A 24,349-nucleotide genomic window follows, 5' to 3' on the forward strand; every position below is an offset into this window, starting at 1 on the left:
GTAAATTATTATGGCTATTAAAGACCCATTAATGTTTATTACAATTGAAGAATTTAAAAATTGAAAAGGATTTAATAAATCATTATTTGATGAAGTTACAACACCAGATAGTGAAATTAGATATGCAATAGAAATTGCAAGTAGTAATATTGATTTTTTAAGTGGTTTTACTATTTCAAAAAAATGACCAGAAATAAATCCAACAAAATTTACTGAAAATATACAAACAGCAACTACTCATTATGTTAATTTTTTATTAGGTAAAGGTGTTGAATATGCACGTGGTCAAGCAAGTATTGGTCAAGGTGGTATTACTTATTCACAAAATAATCCAGAAGAACCTTATTATATTGTTCCACAAGTATTTAATTATTTAAAAGAAATAAATGAATATCCAACTATGCAAGGTTTTAATCTTAATGTTTCACCTAAACAAAATTGATTTAAAAAATTTATGGGTAATGGTGGTGAACAAAATCCATGAGAAATTTATTTACAAACTCTTAATTTAAAATCATCAGACCCTAGAACTGAAATTACTATTAGTCATCCAAAAAATATTATGGGTTCAGTACTTTATATTGATACTAGGGGTATTAAATCAATAGATAATTTAACAACACTTGAATTATTTACTAAATATTTTAGTAATGATACTATGAAATTAGTTGATGGTAAAGAAACTCAAGAAAAGAAAGTTATTAGTGCTATTGGTGGTAATTCATTATGAGAAGTTAATAAAGATAATCCTAATTTTATTAATTCAAAAGATGATAAAGGTATTTCTGCTAATGATAAAAGAATTATTGATGTTGGTACACCTACTTTTGAAACTGATTCTACAAATAAAGTATATGTTGATACTTTATTAGATAAAAAACAAAATAAATTAACTGCTGGTGAAAATATTAAGATTGATGAAAAAACTAATACTATTAGTGCTACTGGTGGAAGTGCAGATTTATCAGATTATTATAAAAAAGAAGAAGTAGATAAAAAATTAGAAGATACAAAATCACAATTTCCAATTGCTTTTTCTATGAATGCTATTGGTCAAGAAATTCCTACTTTAGAAACTAGTAATAAAACTATTGTTGGTGCTATTAATGAAAATAAAATTAATATTGATAAAAAACAAGATAAAGAAAATTGAAAAATAATAGGTAAAAGTCTTGATAATCGTACATGAGAAGATTTTGCTCTTAGTTTTAATAAATATTATAGAGCATTTATAACATGAGATAAACCACCTTTTAATCAAACAAGTGTAAAACTAAAAATAGAATTTAAATCTAGTTCTACTCATATAGGTGGAGATTATATGCTTGTTAAAGGTAAAATTGATAATGAAGATGCTTCATTAATTATTAAATTAGGAACTGTTAATAGAAAAAGTCAATTAATTATTATTGGAGAAAATAAACAATATGGGAATATATTTTCATTAGAAGAATTACAAGATACTATTAAAGTTGATATTAAATCAAAATTACAAATAAGGTCTGGTAGTTTAACTACAAATGAAATAGAAGAAAATATTTGAGATATTGAATTAAAAAATACACCAACTCCAAGTATTCCACAATGAAAAGAAGTAGGAACAAAAATAAATATAAATCATATTAAATATACTTTTAAATCAAATACTAAATATAAAATTTATTATAATTTTGAAAATCAATCAAGTAATAAGAAATTTGCTTTTATGTGTAAAGAATTTTTATATGGTGAGTTGAATACTGATGTTCAAACATTATATTGAGATAAAGTTAATGAGAGAATAATAATTTCTTTACAAATGCAAAATGATACAATCGCTATTGTTAGTGACCCTACAAGATATGGCCAACTTTTAAAATTAGAAGAATTACAGGAATAATATTATGAATAAAGAATTTACATTTATATATGAAATAGTTTATTGATTATTAGGTGAATCTGATTTTACACATGATGAATATAATTTTAGTGGATCACGATATAGTAGTAAAACATTTAATGTTGCAATGATATTACCAGTATTATTTGCAGTAGCAATTAAATTAAATAAAAAAGTTGCTATTTATGGATTTAGAAAATTAAATAAAGATATTAATGATATGGTTAAAGAAATATATGAAGCATTTATTTCTGCTGGATTTAATGATTATGTAGACTTTAATTTAAAATATCCAAATAAACAAGCAGATTTTAGATTTAAAGGTAATAAATCATTTATACGAGTGATGGGTGTATATAGTAATAGTAATGATAGAATACCTTTAAAAGGTCTTTCTAGAGCAGAAATAAAAGGTTTTGATTTAGCAATAGAATGAGAAGAAGAAGCAAATGAATTTAGTCAAGCAGAATTTCAAGCAATAACATTTGCTATTGGTAATGCTAAAAAAAGAATTAAAATAACAACTTGTAATCCAGATAATATATATCAATATCATATTAATTATATGAATGAACGTGTACCTTTTAATTTAGAAATAATGAAAGTAAAAAATGAACAAATAAAATCAGTATTTGATAATAATAAATTTAAATTATTTCATTATTCAAATTGAAAATTAAATAAACATAACTTATCACAAGATATAATTAATAACTTAGAAGAATTAAAAGTATTAGACCCTATTAAAGCACAATCTTGATATTATGGTGTACCTAGTGTTTTACAAGGTGCTATATTTGCAAGATATTTAGATAAAGTAAATACTGAATTAGATTTTCAAGTTTCTAAAATAACTGGAGGATTAGATATAGGTATGGCAACAAGTAGTAGTGGTCATCCAACTGCTGCTTCATTATGATTTATTGGTGAAAATCATAATGGAAGAAGAGCACATAAAGTAAGTGAATTTTATCATAGTAATGCTAATATTAATGGTCAACCAGCAATGTATTTTAAAAATACTTATGAATTAGCAAATAGTATTATTGATTATTATTTAATTGAAGCACAAAAATATTTTGCTATGTTTAAAGGTTTTACTTGTTATGTTGATTATGGTAATGGTGGTCAAGCATTTATTGATGTTTTAAATGTAGAAAAAAATAAAAGAAATATGAATTGATTAAATTTTGAACCAGTAGATAAATCAGTAATGTATTTAAAAGATAGAATTGATTTTACTACTACTGGATTAATTAAAAATATATTAAGTTATGATTGAAATAATTGTCCAGAAACTAAAAGACAATATAGTTTAATTCAATGATTATCTAAATCTAAAATAGAAAATTCAAATAATGAACCTAAAATGTTAGATTTATATGATGATACTTGAGATAGTGATTGTTATGCATTAATGAATGATATGAAATGATTAATTGAACAAATAAATAATGAATTATTAATTAATAAAACTAAATTTGAATTTGGTAAACAATATAGTTTTATTAATAATAAGGAGTGATAATATGAATTATAGTCCAACAGAATATTTTAGTATACATGAAGATAATTGAGAATTAGATATACCTAGAATTATTGCAAATAAAAGTACAATGTTATGATTAGGTAAAGGTTTATTATTTAAAAGTGAAAATAAAGACTTATTAAATTTTTTAAATAAATTAAAAGATAAAGATAAATGAAATGAAAAATTATATCAATTTGGTATTCAAAATTCATTATTAGGTAAATGTTTTTTAATATGAATGTTAACTAAAAATGGTGAATTAAGTTTAACTTTACCAAGTCCAAGTTTTATGTCACGTGTTGCTAAATTTAATGAACAAGAACAATCAGCAGAATTATTTTTTATGAATGAACAAAGTGATAATGGTAGTTTAACATGAGTAACAATAGAAAATTCAAAAGTAAAAGTTGAAATATTTAATGGTAATAGAGAAATTTTATTAGGTAGTACAAAATCAAAAATTAAACCAGAAAGTCAATTAAAACAACAATATGAATTAAAAAATCCATTTGGTTATTTACCAATTGTTGAAATTACAAATTTACCACAAATTCATTTTTATGGTAATAGTACACAAATGAATGCATATCCAGATTGTGCACCAGTATGAAATTTAATATGAGATTTACAACATATTATTAAACAAAAAAGAAAAGAAAGAATATTAAATTTAACTAGATTTTATGGAATTATTGATAATGAAAAATTTAAAGCTTTAAATTTAAGTGATGATTTTCAATCAATTATTAAAGACGCATTTTTAAATATTACTACTGCAAATTATGTAAAAGGTGGTAATGGTGGAGTTGATATTGTACAAGGTAATCCAAAATTTGGTGAATATTGACTTGATTATAATGGTACAGCAAAACAAATATTTAATGGTGCTGGTTATGATTATGATGAATTTAATGGAATTAATTATGAAAATAAAACTAAAACATTAATGAATAATAAATTTGATATGCAAACAACAGAAGTAAAAATAACACATTATACAACTTATTTATATAGAATGTTTGATATGTTAGTAACTTCTTCTAAAAATGAAAATGGAAAAGTATATTGAAATGGTAAAAGTGAAAGACCTTATAGTTTTGAATTTATACCAATTGCTATGGTTGACCAATTAGTACAAGATGAATTAATTAATAGTAGATTAAATAATGGTACATTATCAGTAATTGAAGCAATTAGTTTATATGAAAATATTGATACATTAATGGCAAAACAAAAATTAGAACATATTATTGAAGAAAGTAAATTTTTAAATAAACATTTAGGAGATAATACAAATGATAATAAGCAACGCAATGAAAATTCAATTAATGAAACAAGCACATCTAGCATTAAAACAAACTCAACAATTAATAAAGAGATGTAGTTATTGAAAAATATTTCCATTTGTTATAAATAATGGAGCAATTCCTTTAACTGAAACTGGTTATAAACCAATTAATAGTAAAATTAGTGATTTTGGACAATATGAATTAATATTAACTGGTACTACTCCAGTTGTATGTATTTGAAAAAATAGTACAAAAATATATCAAAAAAATAAAGGTAAAATTAATGAAAAAACTCATAAAGTGTCTTCACAAGACCAATATTATACAAAACAATATAAAATTGGTGATTATTGAAATGCTTATTTAATTGATGATACAAGTGGTGTTGATTTTAGTAATTTACCAAATAATCAAATATTTAAAACAGTACAAACTAAAAGACAATATACTTTAGTAATGTTTGAAGAACATATTACAATTGATGATTATTTACAATTTTTTGTAGTATTTAATGATGAAAATGAAAATATTGGGGGTAATAGTGGTAAAAATCAAGATAGACAATTATTATATATTTCAAATGTAACAAATTATTATAGTCCTTATAATGGTGCATTTAGTATGCAAGTATTAACTTTTAGTAGTTTAAATGATAGAGTAGTTTCTACTGGTCAAAATACACTTGATTTTGTACAATATGCAAGCCCAGGTAGTGGTTATGCTTTCCCTACTATTCAACAAGGAAAAGTAACTTTAAATCGTACTTTAATGCGTGATATAGGAGTAAGATATAGTCATAGACAAAGTTATGGATTAGAATTATTATCAAGTTGTTATTATTATGGAAGACCTATTATTGAAGGACAAGAACCTATTCAACAAAATAATGAAGAAATATTTGAAAGTAAAGTATTTGCTTCAAGAAGATTATTTATTGCTGGTAATAATGAAAAATCTACAACTGATATTAAAAATAATGGTGGTTTACTTGCTGGTATAAATGATAAAATAACAACAAGTAGTCATCCTGAAACTACATTTTATAATATTATGGACGCTAAACCAACTGGATTTACTAATTTTAAAAATTTTACAGAATGATTAAAAACTTCATTAAATTTTCAAGAAAATTTATTTGTAACAAAAGATTTTAAAGGTATGTTAGCATTTGATAAAGATAAAGCAAGATTAAGTAATGGTACATCAGTAGGAGAAGCAAAATTCTTTTGAGATAGTGAATGAAATATAAATAATTTAACAGGTAATTATAATGTAGATATGTCAAATAATTTTAAATATAAAGACCCAGATACTCATTTAATTATAGGAAGTCCAACTGTTGATTATTCAAAAATAAGTCAAAAATATATGTCAGCAATATTAAATTTTAATAGTGTTGTATTTTCGCCATTAATACAAATGCCTTATGATAGTACTCAATGATTACCTTTTGCTTTAAGTGATATTCCTTTAATTGGTAAATTATTAAATGCTTTAACATTAGGTATTTGAAGTAGTTGAGTTATTACTCAAAATGTTCAACAATATAAAAAAATGTTATATTTTAATGGTTTTATGAGTGCATTTTTTACAAGTAATTTAGAAAATATTATTGGTAATGGTGGTTTAATTCCTTTAAATGCTTTTACAAATGATAATGATTTTGCTATTGGTAAATTATTAGGAGCAAATGTTTCTACAACTGCTATGACAATGAAATTAAGTGATAGAGTAAGTGTTTATCCATGAAATCCTGAAAATGGACAAAAATTAAAAGAAAAAGAACAAATAAGTACAGTTGATTTATCACAAAAGAAAAATAATAAAGTTTATATTTTAGCTGAAGATAGTGAGTTTTTAGATATAGCAAGTCCTTTTACAAATGAAGATACTAATTGTGAATGAAATCCTACAAGTAATGGAGTTATTGATGGTTCAAATTATGCTTATATTATTGATACAATTGTAACTCAATCATTACATCAAGGTGAAGAAAGACATACATTTTATAGTGATAATCCTTTTACTTATCAAGGTGATTATAATGAAATATCAGTTGCTCAGTTTAGATATAATAATATGGGTGCATTAACTGGAAATGCTTTTAATTGAACTACTTTATATAAATTAAATCATGATGAATATGAAGAAACTGAAGAAACTACATTTAGTTATCCTGCAAAAATATTACCACCAAGTCCACAAAATATAGCAAAATCAATAATTATTATTCCAAATTTAAAAGTAGAAATGACAACAAATGATGTATCATTAATTGATACAAGTTCGGTATCATATAAACCTAATTTTAATGTTTGACTTACTAATAATTCAAATAAATTAGGTAATTATGAAGTTGATTTAAAATCTTTATTAGACCCTACATTATTAATTAAGTATTTTAATGATTTAAAAAGATATTATAAATCAATAACTATTTATTACGATTATGTTATTGAAACAAAAGAAGAAATAAAAAATTCTCATGATAATAAATTAGTAGTATATTCTACAAACGAAACTTTTAGACCGGCAAAAAGTCAAAATATAAGTAAAACTATTGATTTAAAAGATTTAATATTAAGTAATAATAATCCAACAATTAATGAATATAAACAAGAATTTTTACATCCAAATGATAATAATGATGAAAATGGATTAGCATATATTTATACTTATAGTAATAATAATTCAATGCCATATAATTTAACTGGTTATGAATTTAATCTATCAGTACATTTTGGAAGTTTAGCAAGAACAGTAAATAAAAATTATGAAACAAATTCATGTATTGCGATGAGTATTGTTGATAATAAAAATCTAAAATGAAATTTTTATTTACAAGCAAATTTAGGTAAAATTGAATGTATAAATGATTGAAAAAACAATTTAATATATACACATGGAAAAAGATATATCAGTAATATTAAAACTAATATTTATAAAATAATTTTAAATTCAAGATAAAAATTATTTTATATGTTAAAATATTTATGTTTATGATAAATGTTTTTATGGAGTACTATTATATGAAAAATATTTTAAAAAAAATAAAATTTAAAGAAAAAAAAACATGATTAATAGTTATTAGTTTTATTTATTTAATTATATCAATTTATTATTTAGGGACATTAATTTATTGAGATAAATTTTATGATAATGTAAGTATTATTACTGATGATATGACTAAATATTTTAGTAGTGGAAGAATTTTTTTAATTAAAATGTTATCTTTATGATTTGTGGTTTCTATTGGTTTTTTTATAGGTTGAGTAATTTTAAAAGTTACAAAAAATAAGATAAAATCTAACCAAAATAATATTTCCCCACAATCTTAAATATTAATGTATAATTTATTGTAATACTTATCAAGGGTTATAGAGAAAGATAAGTATATAATTTTCACTGTTATATTATTAGGTTGGCACCTAATATAAAAGTTACCATTTAGGTAACTTTTTTTATATAAAAAAATATTAGTAAGGCAACACTAATGTACTTAGTTCATTATTATTTCAAATGAATACCATACTAACATAATATAATTATACCACATTTAAATTAAAATATTTCTTCAAAAAATTTAGGTCAAAATTTCTTTTTTACTTTAATATTATGAATTTTTAAATAATTTTCAACTTCTTTGTTTTTATCATTATATATTCTATTAATTCCATTTGCTATTTTATCTGCTACCATAATACCACTATATAAATGTGATTTACAATCATCTTTTACATAAAATATTATATTTTTTTCTCTAAAAATTCATTGTGAAAAAATAGTATATTTATCATTATTAGATTTATAATTTAAAAAATTTTCAATACTTTTTCCATTTAATTTATTAAATTGATTTCTAATTTGTTCATCAATATATAATGATATTTTACAATTTAATAAATTAAGTTGATTAATAATATATTGAGATAAAATTGCAATACAAATATTTAGTATTCTTTCAGTTTGAATATCATTTTTATATTTGTTTTTAAGTTTATTTATATTAATCATTAGTGAAAAACTTTTAATATTATGTTCACTTAATAATTTTAAGATTTTATTTTTATGTGATGTTCTACTTCAAAATTTAGAACCTTTTATTTCTTTTCCACCATTAATTTCTTTTAGTAATTCGCGAAAACATTTTTTAAAATTTAAATATTTTTCTTTATTATCAAATACTACTGCAGTATAGTTTGCAAATTTTTTATTATCATATAATTTACCACTATCATCAATAAATATTCAATATTCTTTTATATTATTACTCATAAATAAAAACTCATTCCCATTTTTTTATTTGTTAATAATATTATAAATTAAAAAAAATAAAAAAAGAGAAATTATTTAGGAATGAGTAATTTCTCTTTATTAATTATATCATATTTTCTATATTAAATATAGATAATTTAATTATTATCTCATTCAATATTTTTATAATCATTTAATAATTCAATATAATTATCAATATCATTTTTTACAAAATCAAATTTTTCTTCATCATATTCATTTTCATATTCATGTTTTAAAACTAAATTAGCTTTACCAACATAATGTAATTTAATATCTACTTCTTTATCTACTTTTCATTTAATTAAAAATTCACGTTTAGTCATTATTTACTCCTTATTTTTATAATATTCTTTTATTTCTTTTACTTTATTTTTAAATTGTTTTTTATGAAAATAACACATATTAAAAAATTGAACTACACTATCTTCTACATTTAAAGTTTTTAAAGTAACTAATACTTTACTATTACAATCTTTAACAATACATTTTAATAATACTTTTTCTTCTTTTTGTTTTTGCATTATTTAACTTCCTTATTATTTTTAATTATTTTATTAAAAATTTCATATTTATTTACTTCAAAAATAATATTTTTTTTCATACCTTCAAATATTTCAATATTTCATTTAACTTTTTTTAATTCATCAACATTTTTTTCCATTTTTTTATAATTTAAAATAGTAGGATTTTGAATAAATTTTTTCTTTTCTAAATAAATCAATTCTTCAATAACTTTTATTTTTTCTTTGCTCATTATTTATTCTCCTTATTTAAATAATATCAACCAATTAATAAACTATCTGCTTCATCATGATTTGATATTGTTATATTTCAATTATTTTCTTCTATTAAATTTTCACACGTAAATAAAGAAACATTTTTATCTCATTTATAATTTATACCATTTACAAATGTAATAGCAGAACAATATTTATCATTTTTTACATATCATTTTTTTCATTCACTTGGACTTATTAACATATTTTTTGTTAATAATTTATTAAATTGTCCAGCAATAAAACCTCTTAAATGTTCTTGAGTTTCATAACCAATACCATTTTTTGAATGAAAAGTACCACGTTCAATAATTAAATCTATATCTTCATCTCTTTTTCTCTGAAAAAATATTTCACCTTGAAAATCAATAAAATCTAATTTTTTATTGTTAAAACTAAAACTTCCCATTCATATTGGCTTTCATTTGTATACATATTCAATTTCATTATAATTAACTTCACATTCACTAATTCTTTTTGTTTTTTCTCATAAAGTAAATCCAGTATTTTTAATACTTGGGTCAATTGAAAGTAAATAATTATTCATAATTATTTCTCCTTAATTTAAACTTAGTTTTTTTAATATTTTCATTAATTGTTTATCTTTTTTTGCTACTTTAATTCCATGTTCAACTAATTTTTCATTATATTTAAATTGTTTTCTTTTATTCATTATTTTTTTTCCTTATTTTTATTTAAATTTATAACTAATATTTTTAAACAATTCATACATCAATATTGAGAAAATCAAATTCTTTTATTACAATATTTACATTTATTCATAATTTCTATACTCATTTTTATTATTATTTTTTACATTTTTAAATCTTTCACGAATTTCTTTAAATTTATCAAATAAAGTTTTTAAATAATTTTCACCCATTAATATTAAAAAATCTTTATTATTACTTGGATTTAATCTTTCCATATCTTCTCTTATACATTCATCAAATAAAACTGTATTTGTAATCATATATTTTTCAAAATAATCTAATTGTTTTTCACTTGGTTCTCATTTTTCATTTTGTATTTTTACATTATTATTAATATAATTATTTTGTTGCTTATTATTTTGAATTACATTAACATTATCATTATCTGGGTCAAGTTCATCTTCACTTAATAATAATAAATTCATTAAAAATATCTATAAACATAAGTTTCTGCACTACCTTTTGCTTTTGCTATATCTGTATTTTTAGCACAAGCAAGTATATCAAAATATTTTATTTCTTTATCATTATCTAAATCAATAATTGTATATCTTTTAAAATAAGTTATTTCTACTTCTTTAGTATCTAAATAATTTATTTTTCTATCAGTTGTTAATATATCTTCATGTGTAATAACAATATTTAATTCTTTACATAATAATTTAAATTTATTAAAAATATCACTTAATAATCAATATTTATAATTTCCAAATTTATTAAAACCATTTTTAGGTGTACTACCAATTTCTAATTGTAATTTAAGTATTTTTTTATATAAATTATTCATTATAATCACTCTTTCTATTTTTTTTAATTGCATTTTTAATTAAATCCCTTACAAAATCATTCATAGTTATATTTCTTTCATAACAATATGTTTTTAATTCATAATGGTCATTTTTAGTAAGACGAATTTTTAAATTTTTAATTAATAATTTATCTTCATGTTTTTTAAGTGCTGCTGCTACCATTTATATTCATCTCCTTTAACCTTTAATAATTCTTTTATAATCAATAATTACTTGTTCTAATTTATTTACATCTTCATATATAAAATAATCATTACTAATTTTTAAATCCCCATCATTATCAATTTCAACTTCAAAATCTTCATATTTACTATTAAATTCTTCTTGTAATTCTTCAAATTTTTCTATTAATTTCATTGCATTTTGTAATTCTAATCTATTCATATTTACACTCCTTTAAAATTTTCTAATTGTAATTCATTAATATAATATTCATATAAGTAATCTCAATTATTTGATGTTAAATACATATCGTTTTCAATCATTTCATCAATACATTTATTACAATAATATGTATTTTCTAATTCAGAAAATCAAATATATTTTTCATTATGGATATTACATTTCATTTTTTTCACCTATTAATTTATAAAAAAATTTATTACAAGTTCTATTTGCAAATGATGAATTTTTATGACATATATCACATGAGCCTTTAATTCTATATTCTCTACATTCCATAATTATTCATTCATTTCATTAATGTTTAGAAGCAATAATTATTAATGTTAAAATCATACTAATTATTCAAATTGTTAAAAATATAATTCTACTTTTTCATGATTTTTTATAAAATTCTTTTTGTTCTTCAATTAATTCAATTTGTTCTTTTAATAACTTATTTTGTAATTCTTTATTATCTTCTTGTATTTCTAAATTATCTTTTTCTTCCATTTTTAATCCCTTTCTATAATTTTTAATATTTCTTCAATTTCTATATATTTTTTATTTTTAAGTAATTTTTCATTACATAAATTTTTAATTAATTCTATTTTTTCAACATTTAATAACATATTAATTTCCTTTAATACTTTAAATAAAATATTTTTTCATTATGAGTATTTATATCTTTCATTGGTGTAACAATATAATTTATTGCTAAATCATTATCATTATATGGATTATTTATTTTAAAACTTTTCATATCTTGTTCTCATGTAATGTTATATTTAAAACATTCTTGATTTTTATCATTTGTAAAAATATAATAACCATTATATTGTTCATAAAATGTACAAGATATTAATTCATTTTCATTAGTAGTAATATCTGGAATATTTTTTATATATTTTAAAATATCACTACCTTTAATACTTTCAATATTTCTTTCAATATTTTCTTGTACTCATTTTTCACCTAATTTATAATCAAAATTTTCAAATATTTTTAATGCTATTTTTTTATTTTTTTCATCAATAGTAGTATATTGTTTAGGAAATCATGTTTCATATTCACCAATTTCTAATAATATACCACCTTTATTTTTTTCATTTTTATATGATTCTCCAACTTTACTTTTAATGTCAAAATTAACAGTTGTCATATAAATTCCTTTCTACGTATAAGCCTTATCACCTACAGTGATAAAAGGCTTATATACTACTAACTAAATACTTCTATCTACTATACGTAAGGCTTATGCTACTTACAGTAGCATAAGCCTTGGAGGGTAGGGGTTCTAGGGGAAGGGAACCAAAATTTCTGAAATTTTCAAAGAGCAACACAAAAATTACTATTGGTTAATTCCAGCACAATAGCCTACATAATTTTTTATTTAGTTATGTAATAATTAATTACTTTAATAAAGTGCTGGTTTAATAAAATAATTAATTATAATTGTTCAACAATTAAAAATGAGAGTTTTATCTCTCATTTATATTTTTATTAAATCATATCCAAGTTTGTAATGCGCCCTCAAATTTTTCTTGAGTTTGATGAGACAATTTTCTATTTTTAATTATATTAATATTTTGTTCAAAACTTGGTCTAATTTCATCAAAAGGTATGTTTTTTTGAGAACTTAAATAGTTTTTTAAAACTCTAGAATTGATATTATGAAAATCTATTTCTTTTAAGTCCTCCATTTCTAGTTTTTTTGCTTTTTTTGATTCTACCAAGTTTCACATTTTTTTTAATAAAGGTTTAATTCCATATTCTTTTAGTATCTGAACACCTAATACTGCTACAATTGCTAAAACTACACATCAACCTATAGGCAAAGCAGTAAGTGTTGCTATTCCTAAAGCCCCAGGAGTTCATCAGCAAAGCGCCATTGCAAAAGAAATTTTAAGTGCAAGAACAGAAATAATTCCTGAAACAACACCAAAAATATAAGTTTCAAAGGCAAAAATAAAAAATTTTCCAACTCACCTACCTAATCGTTTACCTAAAGTATTTTTACTTTCTTTAATCTTTTCATCATTATTATTGACACCATTAATATTTTCTTTATTTTTAAAATCTAAAATAGATTTTTTTCTAATAACTACTTGCTTATCATTTTCATTTTTTATGAATTGACTTTCTTCTAAAAGTTCTTTTTTACAAAAATAAACTCTATATTGTTCTATTATTTTTTGTTCAACATCAGTTTCTTTATTATTAATATATACTATCTTGGAATGGCAACACTTTTTAGGACTATTTTTTTGGTAAACATTTGTTGTTGATATTTAACTGGAGTTAAGTAGTTTAAAGTGCTGTGAATTCTTATATTGTTATATCAATTCATGTAATCAAATAATTCTAATTTTAATTGGATTAATGATGTAAAATTTTTATCATTAATAAATTCGGTTTTAAAAGTTTTAAAAGTTGCTTCAGCAACAGCATTATCATAAGGACAACCTTTTTTACTTAAAGAACGGTTAATGTTGAATGCTAGTAAAAGTTTATCAATAATTTTATTGTTAAATTCATTACCGCGATCACTATGAAATATTTGAATATCTTTTAAACAGCGATTTGATTGCATAAATGCTTGATGGACTAATGATGCATCTTTTTTAACTCCAACACTATGTCCGATAATTTCGCGGTTAAATAGGTCTATTAATAGGCAAATATAGTTTCACCTACCATTAACTTGTACATAAGTTAAATCACTAACAATAACTTCATTTTTAATCCTATTCTTAAATTTTCTATTAACAAGATTAGTTATTTGACTATCGTTAACTTTGTTATTATAGACATATTCCGTAATTAAATTTTTTAAAAGTCAATTAATAATTTTAAAATTTATTTTATAATTTTGTTATTAACAATAAATTTAGAAAAGTGTTGATAAAAATGATTTTTGAAAATTTAAAAAAATTAAAAAATGAAGAATTTTATAGATATTTTGGTATAAAACGTTTTCATTTTAATGAAATGTTAGAAAAATTAATTGAAATAGAAAAATTAGAAAAAAATAAAGGTCGAAAAAATAAACTTTCAGTAGAAGAAAGATTAATGATGACTTTATTATACTGAAAAGAATATTATACTTTTTTTCAAATGAGTATTAAATCTAAAATGAGCCCATCAAGTTGTTTTCGAAATATTACTTGAGTAGAAAATAAACTTAGTAACCACAAAGATTACCAATTTTTAAAAGAAAGATATAAATTAAAAATTGATAAAAAACAAGAAAATTCAAATGAATTTCAATTTTATTTAATTGATTCAACTGAGATTGAAATTGAAAGACCAACTAAAAAAAACTACAGTTAGAATATTTTTCTGGTAAAAGTTGAATGTATTCTATAAAATTTCAAATTGTATATGATTTTTTTAATAAAAAAATTGTTGATATTTTTGCTGATAATGGTAAAGTGCATGATTTTCAAATATTAAAAAATTCAAATCTTGAATTTTCAGAAAAAACAATAATTATTGGTGATTTAGGATATCAAGGTATACAAAATATTTATAAAAATACAATAATACCAATTAAAAGAACTAAAAATAAAAAATTAACTAAACAAGAAAGAAAATACAATAAGATTGTATCTAAAATTAGAATTAAAGTTGAACATGTCTTTGCTTGATTGAAAAGATTCAAAATTTTAGTAAATAAATGTAGAAAATCTAAATTTAGACTTATGTACTTAAGATTTAACTTACTTTGTTAAATTTTTAATAAAATAAAACCATTAAAATAAAAAAAATATTAAAAATATTTTTTTAAAATTTAAATTTTTATCGAGTTAATATAAAAATATTATTAACAATTTTTTGTTTAAAATGTAAACTCATTTTTTAAACTATTTTTTCAAAAAATATTTATTTCTATATTCAATAACACTAAATAGTTTTAAAACAATTTTATTGACAATTAATTAAATTTAATTACGGAATATGTCCAAAATAATGGTGAAGTTTGGAGTTTAATAGTTTTTGGTAATGATTTATATATTGGAAGTAGAAATCAACTATATGAAAGTAGACTATTTAAACTTTCTCTTAAAGGAGAAAAAAATAACAGAAACTATTGGTTGAAGAAATAATAAAAATTATGGTGAAATTTGAAGTTTAGCTGTTGTTAATAATGATTTATATGTTGGAAGTAGAGTTCAAGTTATTGATAATAAATTTTTTAAAGGTGGATTATATAAGTCATCTGATGGTGGTATTACTTTTACTGAAGTATTTGGTTGAAATAAAGATTATGGTGCGGTAGTAAGTTTATTAGCTGCAGATAATAATTTATATATTGGAAGCAAAAACTATAGTGATAAAACTAATCAAAATTATCAAGGGAAGTTATTTTTTAAAAGAATAAAATAAAATTATTAAAAAAATAAAAAACATTATAATAAAAATATTATAATATTTAGAAAATATTTAGTTTTTAAAATATTAATAAGATAAAGTATATTAATAAAAATTAATGAACATAGTAATTATTAATAATTTCACAATTTTCGATTGCATCTCAAAAATTATTATTTTTTTCTTCTATTTTAAAAATAAAAATAATTACTATGAATAGAAATACTGTATATAATAAAATTGGAACGATAATTATACAAAAGATAACTCCAATCTGTAATTGAATTCAAGGATAGTAATTATCAGGAAAATGATTTAAGTTACAGAAAGAACTTGCCGAAGTGCTAATAGTATAACTTAAACCAAAATGTTTTAATATTGTATATCCATCTTTAAAATTTGAATGACATTGTTCCTTATTATCGAATTTAAAATAAAAGTTACTAAATCAAATTAAGTATAAACCAGTAATTATAATTAAAACCATGATTGCAAATAATATTATAGTTGTTAACTGTAATATTTTAACTTTTTTCATTTTGATACCTCTTTAAATATAAAAAAAACATTTTTAGATAATAAAAATAATAAGTTAAGAACTATATTATTTTATGTAAAAATGATAACAAATTTATATTGTTTTTACAATTATTGATTGTATAAGCAAAGTTTTAATTAATTATATAAATGAATAATATTAAGAAAATATTTGAATATTTTCTTAATATTATTTTGATTTATTAATTTGATTCAATATTCTACTTGCATCTAAATTAAATGGTATTACAATAATTTCATAGTGAATAATTTCGCGATTAGGATATCCAAATTTTGTCACTATTTCTTTAAAACTTAGATGAAATAGTGTTGCTAATTCTAATGTTTCAAATGCTTTATATTTTATGTCATCACTTTGATTTGTTTTATATTTTAATAAATAAATTTCTTTGAGTTTTATTTTCATTTCATTTTTATTGCCATTCATTTTTTTACCTCTCAAACTTATATAATTTAACAACTAAATTATATATAAATTATATCATTTTACTTAATTCATATTTAGTATTTTTTATTAAAAAATTTTAATAAATATACAATAAAAATATGATTATGAAAACGTAGGTGATTTTGCAATAATATCATCATTAATTTTCTCTATATTCTCATTCTCATTTATATCTTTTATATCATCATCATTTAGTGTTGCTTCTTTTCCTAAATTTTGATTTCATTTTTCAATTTTTAAGATATGTATTTTAATCTTTGTCATTCTGAATCCCCTTTTAATAAAACCTTGTATGAATAAATTATACAAAAAATTTTTTTTACTTTTAAAAATATAAATTTTTATTATAAGAATATTAAATAAAAATTAAATAAAAATTAAATAAAATATTGTTATTATATATTGCAATCGTGCTTGAACAAATATATAATATCTCTGTTGCTCTTTTTGGGACTATAGCTCAGCTGGTTAGAGCGCACGCTTGATAAGCGTGAGGTCGATGGTTCAAGTCCATTTAGTCCCACCATTATATGTGAAATTATGAAATAAACAGTTTTGTTTATTTTTTTTTATTTAAATCAAATTAAAAATTATAATAAAGATGTAAATCAATTGATTTATTAAGAATATAAAAAGTTATATTAAAAACCTATGATTAATCAGATATTTTAATTAGTGATAGGTTTTTAGTAATTGTTATTTTTTTAGTATGTTTTATATTATTAATTTTTTTTATTTTTGAATTATAAATTAATATATAATATATTAGTATTAAGTAGACTTCTTGCAAAACCTATCTATTAAAAATTTAATTTTTAAAATAAAATTAAAAATAAAAAAGATAGGTAATCTATGATGTTTGATAAATTAAAAACTGGATGGTGGAATGGCAACACTTTTTAGGACTATTTTTTGGTAAACATTTGTTGTTGATATTTAACTGGAGTTAAGTAGTTTAAAGTGCTGTGAATTCTTATATTGTTATATCAATTGATGTAATCAAATAATTCTAATTTTAATTGGATTAATGATGTAAAATTTTTATCATTAATAAATTCGGTTTTAAAAGTTTTAAAAGTTGCTTCAGCAACAGCATTATCATAAGGACAACCTTTTTTACTTAAAGAACGGTTAATGTTGAATGCTAGTAAAAGTTTATCAATAATTTTATTGTTAAATTCATTACCGCGATCACTATGAAATATTTGAATATCTTTTAAACAGCGATTTGATTGCATAAATGCTTGATGTACTAATGATGCATCTTTTTTAACTCCAACACTATGTCCGATAATTTCGCGGTTAAATAGGTCTATTAATAGGCAAATATAGTTTCACCTACCATTAACTTGTACATAAGTTAAATCACTAACAATAACTTCATTTTTAATCCTATTCTTAAATTTTCTATTAACAAGATTAGTTATTTGACTATCGTTAACTTTGTTATTATGATTTTTGAATGATAATTTAGTATATTTTGATATTAAATTATATTCATTCATAATTTTTTTAATTTTTCTGCGCGATAAATAAATTTCTTGGTTTTCTAGAATTTTTTTTAATCTTCTAGTACCATAAACTTCTTTATTTTCTTTAAAAGCACTAATAACAGCTTCATCATAAATATTATTTTTGATTTTATTTTCTTTTTTCTTTAAATTAAAATAATAGACTTCTTGCAAAACTATGATATTAATCACATTTTTTAAGTTTAAAAATTTATTTTAATAACACTTTTAATATTTTTTAAAAATTATTGTTCAAAATATGTTTTATTTTTTGTCATTAAAATACAACAAAAATTATTATTTCAAATAAAAAAATAAAATATTAAATTATCAAATATATTTAAATTAATAATTGTAAATTATAAATTGAAGCTATTAAATTAAATCTTAATGCAAATTTTTTTCTTCTATTTCGATATTTTTCACTAATAATTTTAAATTTTTTAAGAATCGCAAAAACATGTTCAATAACAACTCTCATTTTTGAAATAGCCTTATTATTTTTCTTTTCTTCTTTAGTTAAAGGGTTTTTCTTTGATTTTCGTTTAGGTAATAAGACATTTTTATGTATGTTTTGTATACCCTGATATCCTAAATCTACTAAAATAGTTGTTTCTGATAAAAATTTCGTTTTTGAATTTTTTAAAATTTTAAAATCATGATTTTTACCATAAGAAAAATAAGAACTTATAATTTTTTTACTATCTTTTTCAATTATGACTTGAGTTTTTATTGTATGTTTTTTCTTTTTTCCTGAATAATATTGTTTTTGACTTTTTTTGGGCGTTGAATAGTACTTTCAGTCACATCAATGATAACTGTTTTATCTTTAAAATTATTATTTAACAGTGATTTTTGCCCATCAAGTTGTTGAAAATCAGGATGTTTTATTAAAGTATTTTCTATTCACTTGATATTCCTATAGCAACTACTTTCACTAATTCCATAACTTTTAGCAATATGAAAATAAGTTCGATACTCTCTTCAATATTCTAAAGTCATTAATAAACGATTTTCTAATGATAATTTATTAGGTGTACCACCATTTTTAAACTTTTTTACTTCTTCTGTCTTTAAAATTTTTAGAATTTTATTAAAAATAATATCATTTATACCAGTTAATCTTAATAATTCTGGATTGTTAATAGTTTTTAATTTATCAAACATCATAGATTACCTATCTTTTTTATTTTTAATTTTATTTTAAAAATTAAATTTTTAATAGATAGGTTTTGCAAGAAGGCTAATATTTCAAGAAATAAATTTATTAAATCAATTTAAGTTATATGCTGTATCTATTAATGAACCATTAACAGAAGCTAATATTAATAATTTATATATCATTAATAATTATTCACAACCTTATCAAAATCCAAAAACAAGAAGTACTAAAAGTATTACTATTATTAAAATTAAAGATTTTAAAACAAGAGATGGTTATCCAATCATTATTAAATTACAAAAACCATTAGATAAAGATACCATAGTTATTGGTTTAAAAATTAAAGCCCCTAGAAGCATCATTTTTGGCAATATAAAGGTACTTGGTGAAGTTGACAATATGGAAGTATACCCAAAGTTGTTTGTTAAAGATAAGATAGCATTTCCGCTATTATCAATGCCTATTGAAACTCAACCAAAAGTTAGAATATTACAACAATGATTCAGTGAACAAATATTACCTTGAAATCTTGCAAAACAATTTATTGGAGAAGAAAAATCAGTTTTAGATTTAATTGCTATTGGTGGTGGAAGTGAAACAAGAAAAGAAATTATTAATAATGCAAAAATAACATATGCTAAAATTGGTAAATATGATGGTGGAAAACCAGTACCGAAAAAATTACCAGATTTTGAAATGAAAAAGAACGAACAATATTTCTTATATAGTCATCAAGAACCAAACCCACCATATCCAAGTAGAGTTATTGCTATTGAATTATCACAAAACTTTAATTCAATTGAAATTGAAATAAATGATAAACCACCAATTGATAGTTTACAACAACTATTATTAGATATGCTAACTTATACATATACTTATAACAGAAATTTTGATGGTGCTGTATATGAAAACGGAAATCCTAAAAATGATATTGCTAAATTAAGACAAAAATTTGAAGGTCAAAAGCCTGATGATGTTATTACTAATTTATTTAAAGAATGAAAATTAGATTATCCAAATTATATAAATTTACCACAAGTTCAAATATTTAAACAATTAATTATTATGTTATCAAATAATATATATTCAAATATGTCAATTAATAAAGGATTAAATGACGATAATAAAATTTTATTACCTTATTATTTTGAATTAAAATCAAATCCTATACATACAGATACTGGTAAAGTTTGAGAATTTAAAGATGTAAAGGTAATATTAAAATCTAAATATTTTGATTTTACAGATATTAATAATATTAATTTAAAAAATAATGATATTAGTCAAAATGAATTATTTAAACTAGATGATAATCAATTTAATTGATTATCTATTACCAATGAATTAGAAAGTAATAATATTCCGTCATTAATTCCTGCTGATTGAACATTAGGAAATGGAGAATATGGAAAATATTTTACAATAGTAATTATTAATAAAATTAAAATTGAAAATGTTTTAAATTTATATGGTTCAAATAAATCTCAATTATTTTCTAAATTAGAATTTTATAAAGAAATTTCACAAATTGATAATAATATTGAATTTGAATTACAAATTGAAAATCCGATTAATAATTTAAATCGGATTGAAATTAGCGGAATATTTGGTTCTGGAAATTATGATTTAATTTTAATAACAGAGAAACAAGAAATTGATTTAAAAAATATTAATTTATTCGATAAATATAATGAAAATATCTCTTATATAAATTTAGAAATTTAATTATCAATCAAAATATCCATTTGGATATTTACCATCCCATTCTATATCAACTTTATGTTGTTTAACAGATGAAAAATATAGTGAAAATACATCTGATGAAGTTGTTTTATCAACTCAAATTTGATACTTACCAAAAACTATGTTAATGTTTAGTAATCTGTGTAACTTACAAAAATAACTATGTTTAATTAGTTCTAGTAAATATAATTAATTTTCTAGAAAGAGTGAGTTACAGATGGCTAAAAAGCAAAATATTAATAACAATGATCCAATATCAAAAGCAGTAGATTTATTATTAGAAAATACTGAAGATTTAACAACAGTTTTTAAAGAGGGAGGATTGTATAAAGAATTAACAAAAAGATTAGTAGAAAAAATGTTGAATTCTGAGATGCAAAATTATTTGGGATATGAAAAGAATCAACATAGTAATAGTGACAATGCTCGTAATGGTATAAGTTCAAAAAAATTAATAACCCAACAAGGTAAAATTGAAATTGATGTACCAAGAGATCGTAATAGTAATTTTAATCCTGTAATAGTTGCAAAAAGACAAAGAAGATTTGATGGTTTTGATCAACAAGTTCTTTCTTTATATGCAAAAGGTATGACATTATCAGATATTAGAATGCAATTACAAGAGTTATATCATGGTGCTGATATTAGTGAAAGTGTTATTAGTCAAATTACTGATGATGTTATTGATGACGTCAAAGCATGGCAAAATCGACCATTAGATAGTGTTTATCCGATTGTTTATTTTGATTGTATAGTAGTTAAAGTACGACAAGATAAACGGATTATTAATAAATCAGTTTATATAGCTTTAGGAGTTGATTTAGAAGGTAAAAAAGATGTTTTAGGTTTATGAATTAGTGAAAATGAAGGTTCTAAATTTTGATTAGCCAATTTCACAGAAATGAAAAATCGTGGCTTAAATGATATTCTGATTGCTTGTAGTGATAATTTAACAGGCGTGTCAGAAGCAATACAATCAGTTTATCCTAAAACCGAACATCAATTATGCATCGTTCATCAAATTAGAAATAGTTTGAAATATGTCTCATATAAGCATAGAAAATCTCTAGTTGCAGATTTAAAACCAATTTATACTGCATGTAGGGAAGAACAAGCAATGCAAGCTTTAGAATCATTTGAAAATAAATGAACTAAACAATATCCACAAATTGCTAAATCTTGATATAAAAATTGAGATAATTTAATGGTTTTTATTAGTTATCCTGCAGAAATAAAAAGGGTAATTTATACCACAAATGCTATTGAATCTGTTAATAGTCAATTACGAAAAGTCATCAGAAATAAAAAAGTTTTTCCTAACGATATGTCAGTTTTTAAAATATTTTATTTAGCAATTGACAATATAACAAAAAAATGAACAATGCCCATTCAAAATTGAAATACAGCAATTGCTCATTTTATGATAAAATTTGAAGACAGAATTAATCTGAATTAGTAACTTTGTAAAACAAAGAAACACAGATTATTAAAAAGCCTCAAAACTATACTATGGTCTGGTTTTTCATATGAATATTTGAAATTATTTTCATGGGTAAGAACCCCCCATGATTAATCCTATTGTTCCAGTTGTAGCACCAGTTAATGCTAATGCTAATGTTATTTTACTTAAATTTGTTTTTATTCATGTTTTCATATTAAATTACTCCTTTTTTAAATTTTATAAAACTGTACGATTATTTGAATAATAATGATTTTGTTCATTATTTGGCATTTTATTTATATGATTTACTAGATTTTGAATATTAGTATTTTTTTGTCTTTTTTTAAAAATTAAATTTCATATGTTAATTTCTTTATTTAATCTTTTTATTTTTTCATTAATTTCAAAAATTTTCTTTTTATTTTCTTTGTTTTTGTTAATAATCCCAAAACTAAAAAGTGTAATAAAAAAATTTTTAACTTTTGGTTGTTTTTTAATTTTTGTTATTTCATTATTCATATCATTAATTGTAGTTTTTGCTAGTTCAACTTTATTTTTAATTACTTCTTCATTACCATTATTAATTTGTGCAGATTTTAAAAAATTAAAAACTCAATTATATTCCAATTCTAATGTTTTCATTTTTTTCTCCTTTTTCCTTGATTTTACCTATAAATTATACTATTTTTGATTATTTTTACAAGTATGCTTTTAAATGCAAAATAAACGCCTAAATTAAAGATGTTTATTTTGTAATACCTATACTATTAATTATATTGAAATTGTTTATTATATAGCAAATATGAAAGTTATTTTTTAAATAATTTTTATTTTATTTAAAATTACACTTATATATTTATATAATAATTAAGTAAATTAATTTTTTAAATATCTTTACAATAAATTTAGAATTTTTTAAAATAGTTAGAAGAAGTAAATGTGAATTTTAATTATAAATGAAATTTTAGAGAACAAAGTGCAAAAATTGATAAATTAGTTTTAGAACATATAACAAAGAAATGAGAAAAACTAGATTGAAGAATAAAAAATACAAGAGATAAAAAGAAATATAAAATTGTTGATTTTCAATATCGAACAAGAAAAATTATATATGGAATGGTAACTTATAAAAGAAGAATTTATGAATATTTTGATGAAAAATTACAAAAATGAGTTCGTATTTGTTTAGTTGATGAAATACTAGAACTACCAAAATATAAAAGAATCGGTGAAGATATTGAGCAAACTATCATTGAATATTTTGCTAATGGAAAAAGATACAGAGATATTTGAGATATTAGACTTCTTGCAAAACTATGATATTAATCACATTTTTTAAGTTTAAAAATTTATTTTAATAACACTTTTAATATTTTATTTTTTTATTTGAAATAATAATTTTTGTTGTATTTTAATGACAAAAATTATTATTTCA

The 24,349-nt window shown here is 20.9% G+C and carries 31 protein-coding genes and 1 tRNA gene; 12 read left to right on the forward strand and 20 right to left on the reverse strand.

The window, feature by feature from the left end; genetic code table 4:
• Positions 1–10 precede the first annotated feature (10 nt).
• The 5 genes from AACL24_RS11605 (at position 11) to AACL24_RS11625 (ending at position 8,037) form a co-directional block, all read left to right on the forward strand.
• Positions 11–1,879: a hypothetical protein gene (locus AACL24_RS11605; RefSeq protein WP_339046849.1), complete on the forward strand. Its 1,869-nt coding sequence runs from the start codon at positions 11–13 to the stop codon at positions 1,877–1,879.
• 4 nt (positions 1,880–1,883) lie between these two features.
• Complete coding sequence (locus AACL24_RS11610; protein ID WP_339046850.1) at positions 1,884–3,407, forward strand: hypothetical protein; 1,524 nt, start codon at positions 1,884–1,886, stop codon at positions 3,405–3,407.
• 1 nt (position 3,408) lies between these two features.
• Entirely contained in the window at positions 3,409–4,794 is a 1,386-nt protein-coding gene (locus AACL24_RS11615) for a hypothetical protein (RefSeq protein WP_339046851.1), read from the forward strand.
• Entirely contained in the window at positions 4,706–7,666 is a 2,961-nt protein-coding gene (locus AACL24_RS11620) for a hypothetical protein (protein WP_339046852.1), read from the forward strand. The genes AACL24_RS11615 and AACL24_RS11620 overlap by 89 nt, the downstream gene beginning before the upstream one ends.
• 62 nt (positions 7,667–7,728) lie before the next feature.
• Entirely contained in the window at positions 7,729–8,037 is a 309-nt protein-coding gene (locus tag AACL24_RS11625; protein ID WP_339046853.1) for a hypothetical protein, read from the forward strand.
• Positions 8,038–8,260: 223 nt separating this feature from the next.
• On the opposite strand, the gene AACL24_RS11630 is transcribed toward AACL24_RS11625, so the two are convergent.
• The 14 genes from AACL24_RS11630 to AACL24_RS11695 form a co-directional block, all read right to left on the reverse strand.
• The gene (locus tag AACL24_RS11630; protein WP_339046854.1) at positions 8,261–8,974 is read right to left on the reverse strand and encodes a hypothetical protein; all 714 of its coding nucleotides are present in this window, start codon (positions 8,972–8,974) and stop codon (positions 8,261–8,263) included.
• 137 nt (positions 8,975–9,111) lie between these two features.
• Positions 9,112–9,318 (reverse strand): hypothetical protein, encoded by a 207-nt coding sequence (locus AACL24_RS11635; RefSeq protein WP_339046855.1) that lies wholly within the window; start codon positions 9,316–9,318, stop codon positions 9,112–9,114.
• A 3-nt stretch (positions 9,319–9,321) separates the two neighbouring features.
• On the reverse strand, positions 9,322–9,516 hold the full coding sequence (locus AACL24_RS11640; protein WP_339046856.1) for a hypothetical protein: 195 nt from the start codon (positions 9,514–9,516) through the stop codon (positions 9,322–9,324).
• Complete coding sequence (locus tag AACL24_RS11645; RefSeq protein WP_339046461.1) at positions 9,516–9,749, reverse strand: hypothetical protein; 234 nt, start codon at positions 9,747–9,749, stop codon at positions 9,516–9,518. The genes AACL24_RS11640 and AACL24_RS11645 overlap by 1 nt, the downstream gene beginning before the upstream one ends.
• A complete protein-coding gene (locus AACL24_RS11650) occupies positions 9,749–10,318 on the reverse strand; it encodes a hypothetical protein (RefSeq protein ID WP_339046459.1) in 570 nt (189 codons plus the stop codon). The genes AACL24_RS11645 and AACL24_RS11650 overlap by 1 nt, the downstream gene beginning before the upstream one ends.
• Positions 10,319–10,546: 228 nt before the next feature.
• Positions 10,547–10,909: a hypothetical protein gene (locus AACL24_RS11655; RefSeq protein ID WP_339046857.1), complete on the reverse strand. Its 363-nt coding sequence runs from the start codon at positions 10,907–10,909 to the stop codon at positions 10,547–10,549.
• Positions 10,909–11,271, reverse strand: coding sequence for an ERF family protein (locus tag AACL24_RS11660; protein ID WP_339046858.1), 363 nt, complete (start codon positions 11,269–11,271; stop codon positions 10,909–10,911). The genes AACL24_RS11655 and AACL24_RS11660 overlap by 1 nt, the downstream gene beginning before the upstream one ends.
• Positions 11,264–11,455: a hypothetical protein gene (locus tag AACL24_RS11665; RefSeq protein WP_339046859.1), complete on the reverse strand. Its 192-nt coding sequence runs from the start codon at positions 11,453–11,455 to the stop codon at positions 11,264–11,266. Before AACL24_RS11665 ends, AACL24_RS11660 begins: the two co-directional genes overlap by 8 nt.
• A gap of 15 nt (positions 11,456–11,470) precedes the next feature.
• Positions 11,471–11,677 carry a hypothetical protein gene (locus AACL24_RS11670; RefSeq protein WP_339046860.1) on the reverse strand — a complete coding sequence of 69 codons (207 nt, stop codon included), beginning with the start codon at positions 11,675–11,677 and terminating at the stop codon, positions 11,471–11,473.
• A gap of 2 nt (positions 11,678–11,679) precedes the next feature.
• Positions 11,680–11,862 carry a hypothetical protein gene (locus AACL24_RS11675; RefSeq protein WP_339046861.1) on the reverse strand — a complete coding sequence of 61 codons (183 nt, stop codon included), beginning with the start codon at positions 11,860–11,862 and terminating at the stop codon, positions 11,680–11,682.
• Between the two features lie 130 nt (positions 11,863–11,992).
• Positions 11,993–12,187: a hypothetical protein gene (locus tag AACL24_RS11680; protein ID WP_339046863.1), complete on the reverse strand. Its 195-nt coding sequence runs from the start codon at positions 12,185–12,187 to the stop codon at positions 11,993–11,995.
• Positions 12,188–12,317: 130 nt separating this feature from the next.
• Positions 12,318–12,836 (reverse strand): hypothetical protein, encoded by a 519-nt coding sequence (locus AACL24_RS11685; RefSeq protein ID WP_339046865.1) that lies wholly within the window; start codon positions 12,834–12,836, stop codon positions 12,318–12,320.
• 319 nt (positions 12,837–13,155) lie between these two features.
• Positions 13,156–13,566: a hypothetical protein gene (locus AACL24_RS11690; RefSeq protein WP_339046867.1), complete on the reverse strand. Its 411-nt coding sequence runs from the start codon at positions 13,564–13,566 to the stop codon at positions 13,156–13,158.
• 338 nt (positions 13,567–13,904) lie between these two features.
• Positions 13,905–14,537: an IS3 family transposase gene (locus AACL24_RS11695; protein WP_422398099.1), complete on the reverse strand. Its 633-nt coding sequence runs from the start codon at positions 14,535–14,537 to the stop codon at positions 13,905–13,907.
• Between the two features lie 47 nt (positions 14,538–14,584).
• Here AACL24_RS11695 and AACL24_RS11700 point away from each other — a divergent pair, with 47 nt between their 5' ends.
• The 3 genes from AACL24_RS11700 (at position 14,585) to AACL24_RS11710 (ending at position 16,063) form a co-directional block, all read left to right on the forward strand.
• A complete protein-coding gene (locus AACL24_RS11700) occupies positions 14,585–15,007 on the forward strand; it encodes a transposase family protein (protein WP_339045912.1) in 423 nt (140 codons plus the stop codon).
• Between the two features lie 23 nt (positions 15,008–15,030).
• Positions 15,031–15,408 carry a transposase family protein gene (locus AACL24_RS11705; RefSeq protein WP_339046868.1) on the forward strand — a complete coding sequence of 126 codons (378 nt, stop codon included), beginning with the start codon at positions 15,031–15,033 and terminating at the stop codon, positions 15,406–15,408.
• Between the two features lie 304 nt (positions 15,409–15,712).
• The gene (locus tag AACL24_RS11710; protein ID WP_339046870.1) at positions 15,713–16,063 is read left to right on the forward strand and encodes a hypothetical protein; all 351 of its coding nucleotides are present in this window, start codon (positions 15,713–15,715) and stop codon (positions 16,061–16,063) included.
• Positions 16,064–16,163: 100 nt separating this feature from the next.
• Here the strand turns inward: AACL24_RS11710 and AACL24_RS11715 are convergent, their stop codons facing one another.
• The 3 genes from AACL24_RS11715 to AACL24_RS11725 all read right to left on the reverse strand — a co-directional run bounded on the left by AACL24_RS11715 (position 16,164) and on the right by AACL24_RS11725 (position 17,318).
• Positions 16,164–16,586 carry a hypothetical protein gene (locus AACL24_RS11715; RefSeq protein WP_339046872.1) on the reverse strand — a complete coding sequence of 141 codons (423 nt, stop codon included), beginning with the start codon at positions 16,584–16,586 and terminating at the stop codon, positions 16,164–16,166.
• Between the two features lie 189 nt (positions 16,587–16,775).
• Entirely contained in the window at positions 16,776–17,033 is a 258-nt protein-coding gene (locus AACL24_RS11720) for a hypothetical protein (protein ID WP_281748997.1), read from the reverse strand.
• 123 nt (positions 17,034–17,156) lie between these two features.
• On the reverse strand, positions 17,157–17,318 hold the full coding sequence (locus tag AACL24_RS11725; protein WP_252319474.1) for a hypothetical protein: 162 nt from the start codon (positions 17,316–17,318) through the stop codon (positions 17,157–17,159).
• Positions 17,319–17,503: 185 nt separating this feature from the next.
• On the opposite strand from AACL24_RS11725, the gene AACL24_RS11730 reads away from it, so the two are divergent.
• Positions 17,504–17,580, forward strand: a tRNA-Ile gene (locus AACL24_RS11730).
• Positions 17,581–17,959: 379 nt separating this feature from the next.
• On the opposite strand, the gene AACL24_RS11735 is transcribed toward AACL24_RS11730, so the two are convergent.
• A complete protein-coding gene (locus tag AACL24_RS11735) occupies positions 17,960–18,739 on the reverse strand; it encodes an IS3 family transposase (protein ID WP_339046875.1) in 780 nt (259 codons plus the stop codon).
• Positions 18,740–18,905: 166 nt separating this feature from the next.
• A protein-coding gene (locus AACL24_RS11740; RefSeq protein ID WP_339046819.1) for an IS5 family transposase occupies positions 18,906–19,735 on the reverse strand; the annotation gives its coding sequence in 2 pieces (ribosomal slippage) (positions 18,906–19,339 and positions 19,339–19,735; 831 coding nt in all).
• Between the two features lie 391 nt (positions 19,736–20,126).
• On the opposite strand from AACL24_RS11740, the gene AACL24_RS11745 reads away from it, so the two are divergent.
• Positions 20,127–21,455 (forward strand): hypothetical protein, encoded by a 1,329-nt coding sequence (locus AACL24_RS11745; protein ID WP_339046877.1) that lies wholly within the window; start codon positions 20,127–20,129, stop codon positions 21,453–21,455.
• Between the two features lie 235 nt (positions 21,456–21,690).
• Entirely contained in the window at positions 21,691–22,929 is a 1,239-nt protein-coding gene (locus AACL24_RS11750; RefSeq protein WP_339046879.1) for an IS256 family transposase, read from the forward strand.
• Between the two features lie 222 nt (positions 22,930–23,151).
• Here the strand turns inward: AACL24_RS11750 and AACL24_RS11755 are convergent, their stop codons facing one another.
• Positions 23,152–23,556: a hypothetical protein gene (locus AACL24_RS11755; RefSeq protein WP_339046881.1), complete on the reverse strand. Its 405-nt coding sequence runs from the start codon at positions 23,554–23,556 to the stop codon at positions 23,152–23,154.
• Between the two features lie 297 nt (positions 23,557–23,853).
• On the opposite strand from AACL24_RS11755, the gene AACL24_RS11760 reads away from it, so the two are divergent.
• On the forward strand, positions 23,854–24,240 hold the full coding sequence (locus AACL24_RS11760) for a UPF0236 family transposase-like protein (protein WP_339046883.1): 387 nt from the start codon (positions 23,854–23,856) through the stop codon (positions 24,238–24,240).
• Positions 24,241–24,349: the final 109 nt, after the last annotated feature.

It is taken from the genome of Spiroplasma endosymbiont of Colias croceus (genome assembly GCF_964020095.1).
Taxonomy (GTDB): Bacteria; Bacillota_I; Bacilli_A; order Mycoplasmatales; family VBWQ01; genus Spiroplasma_E.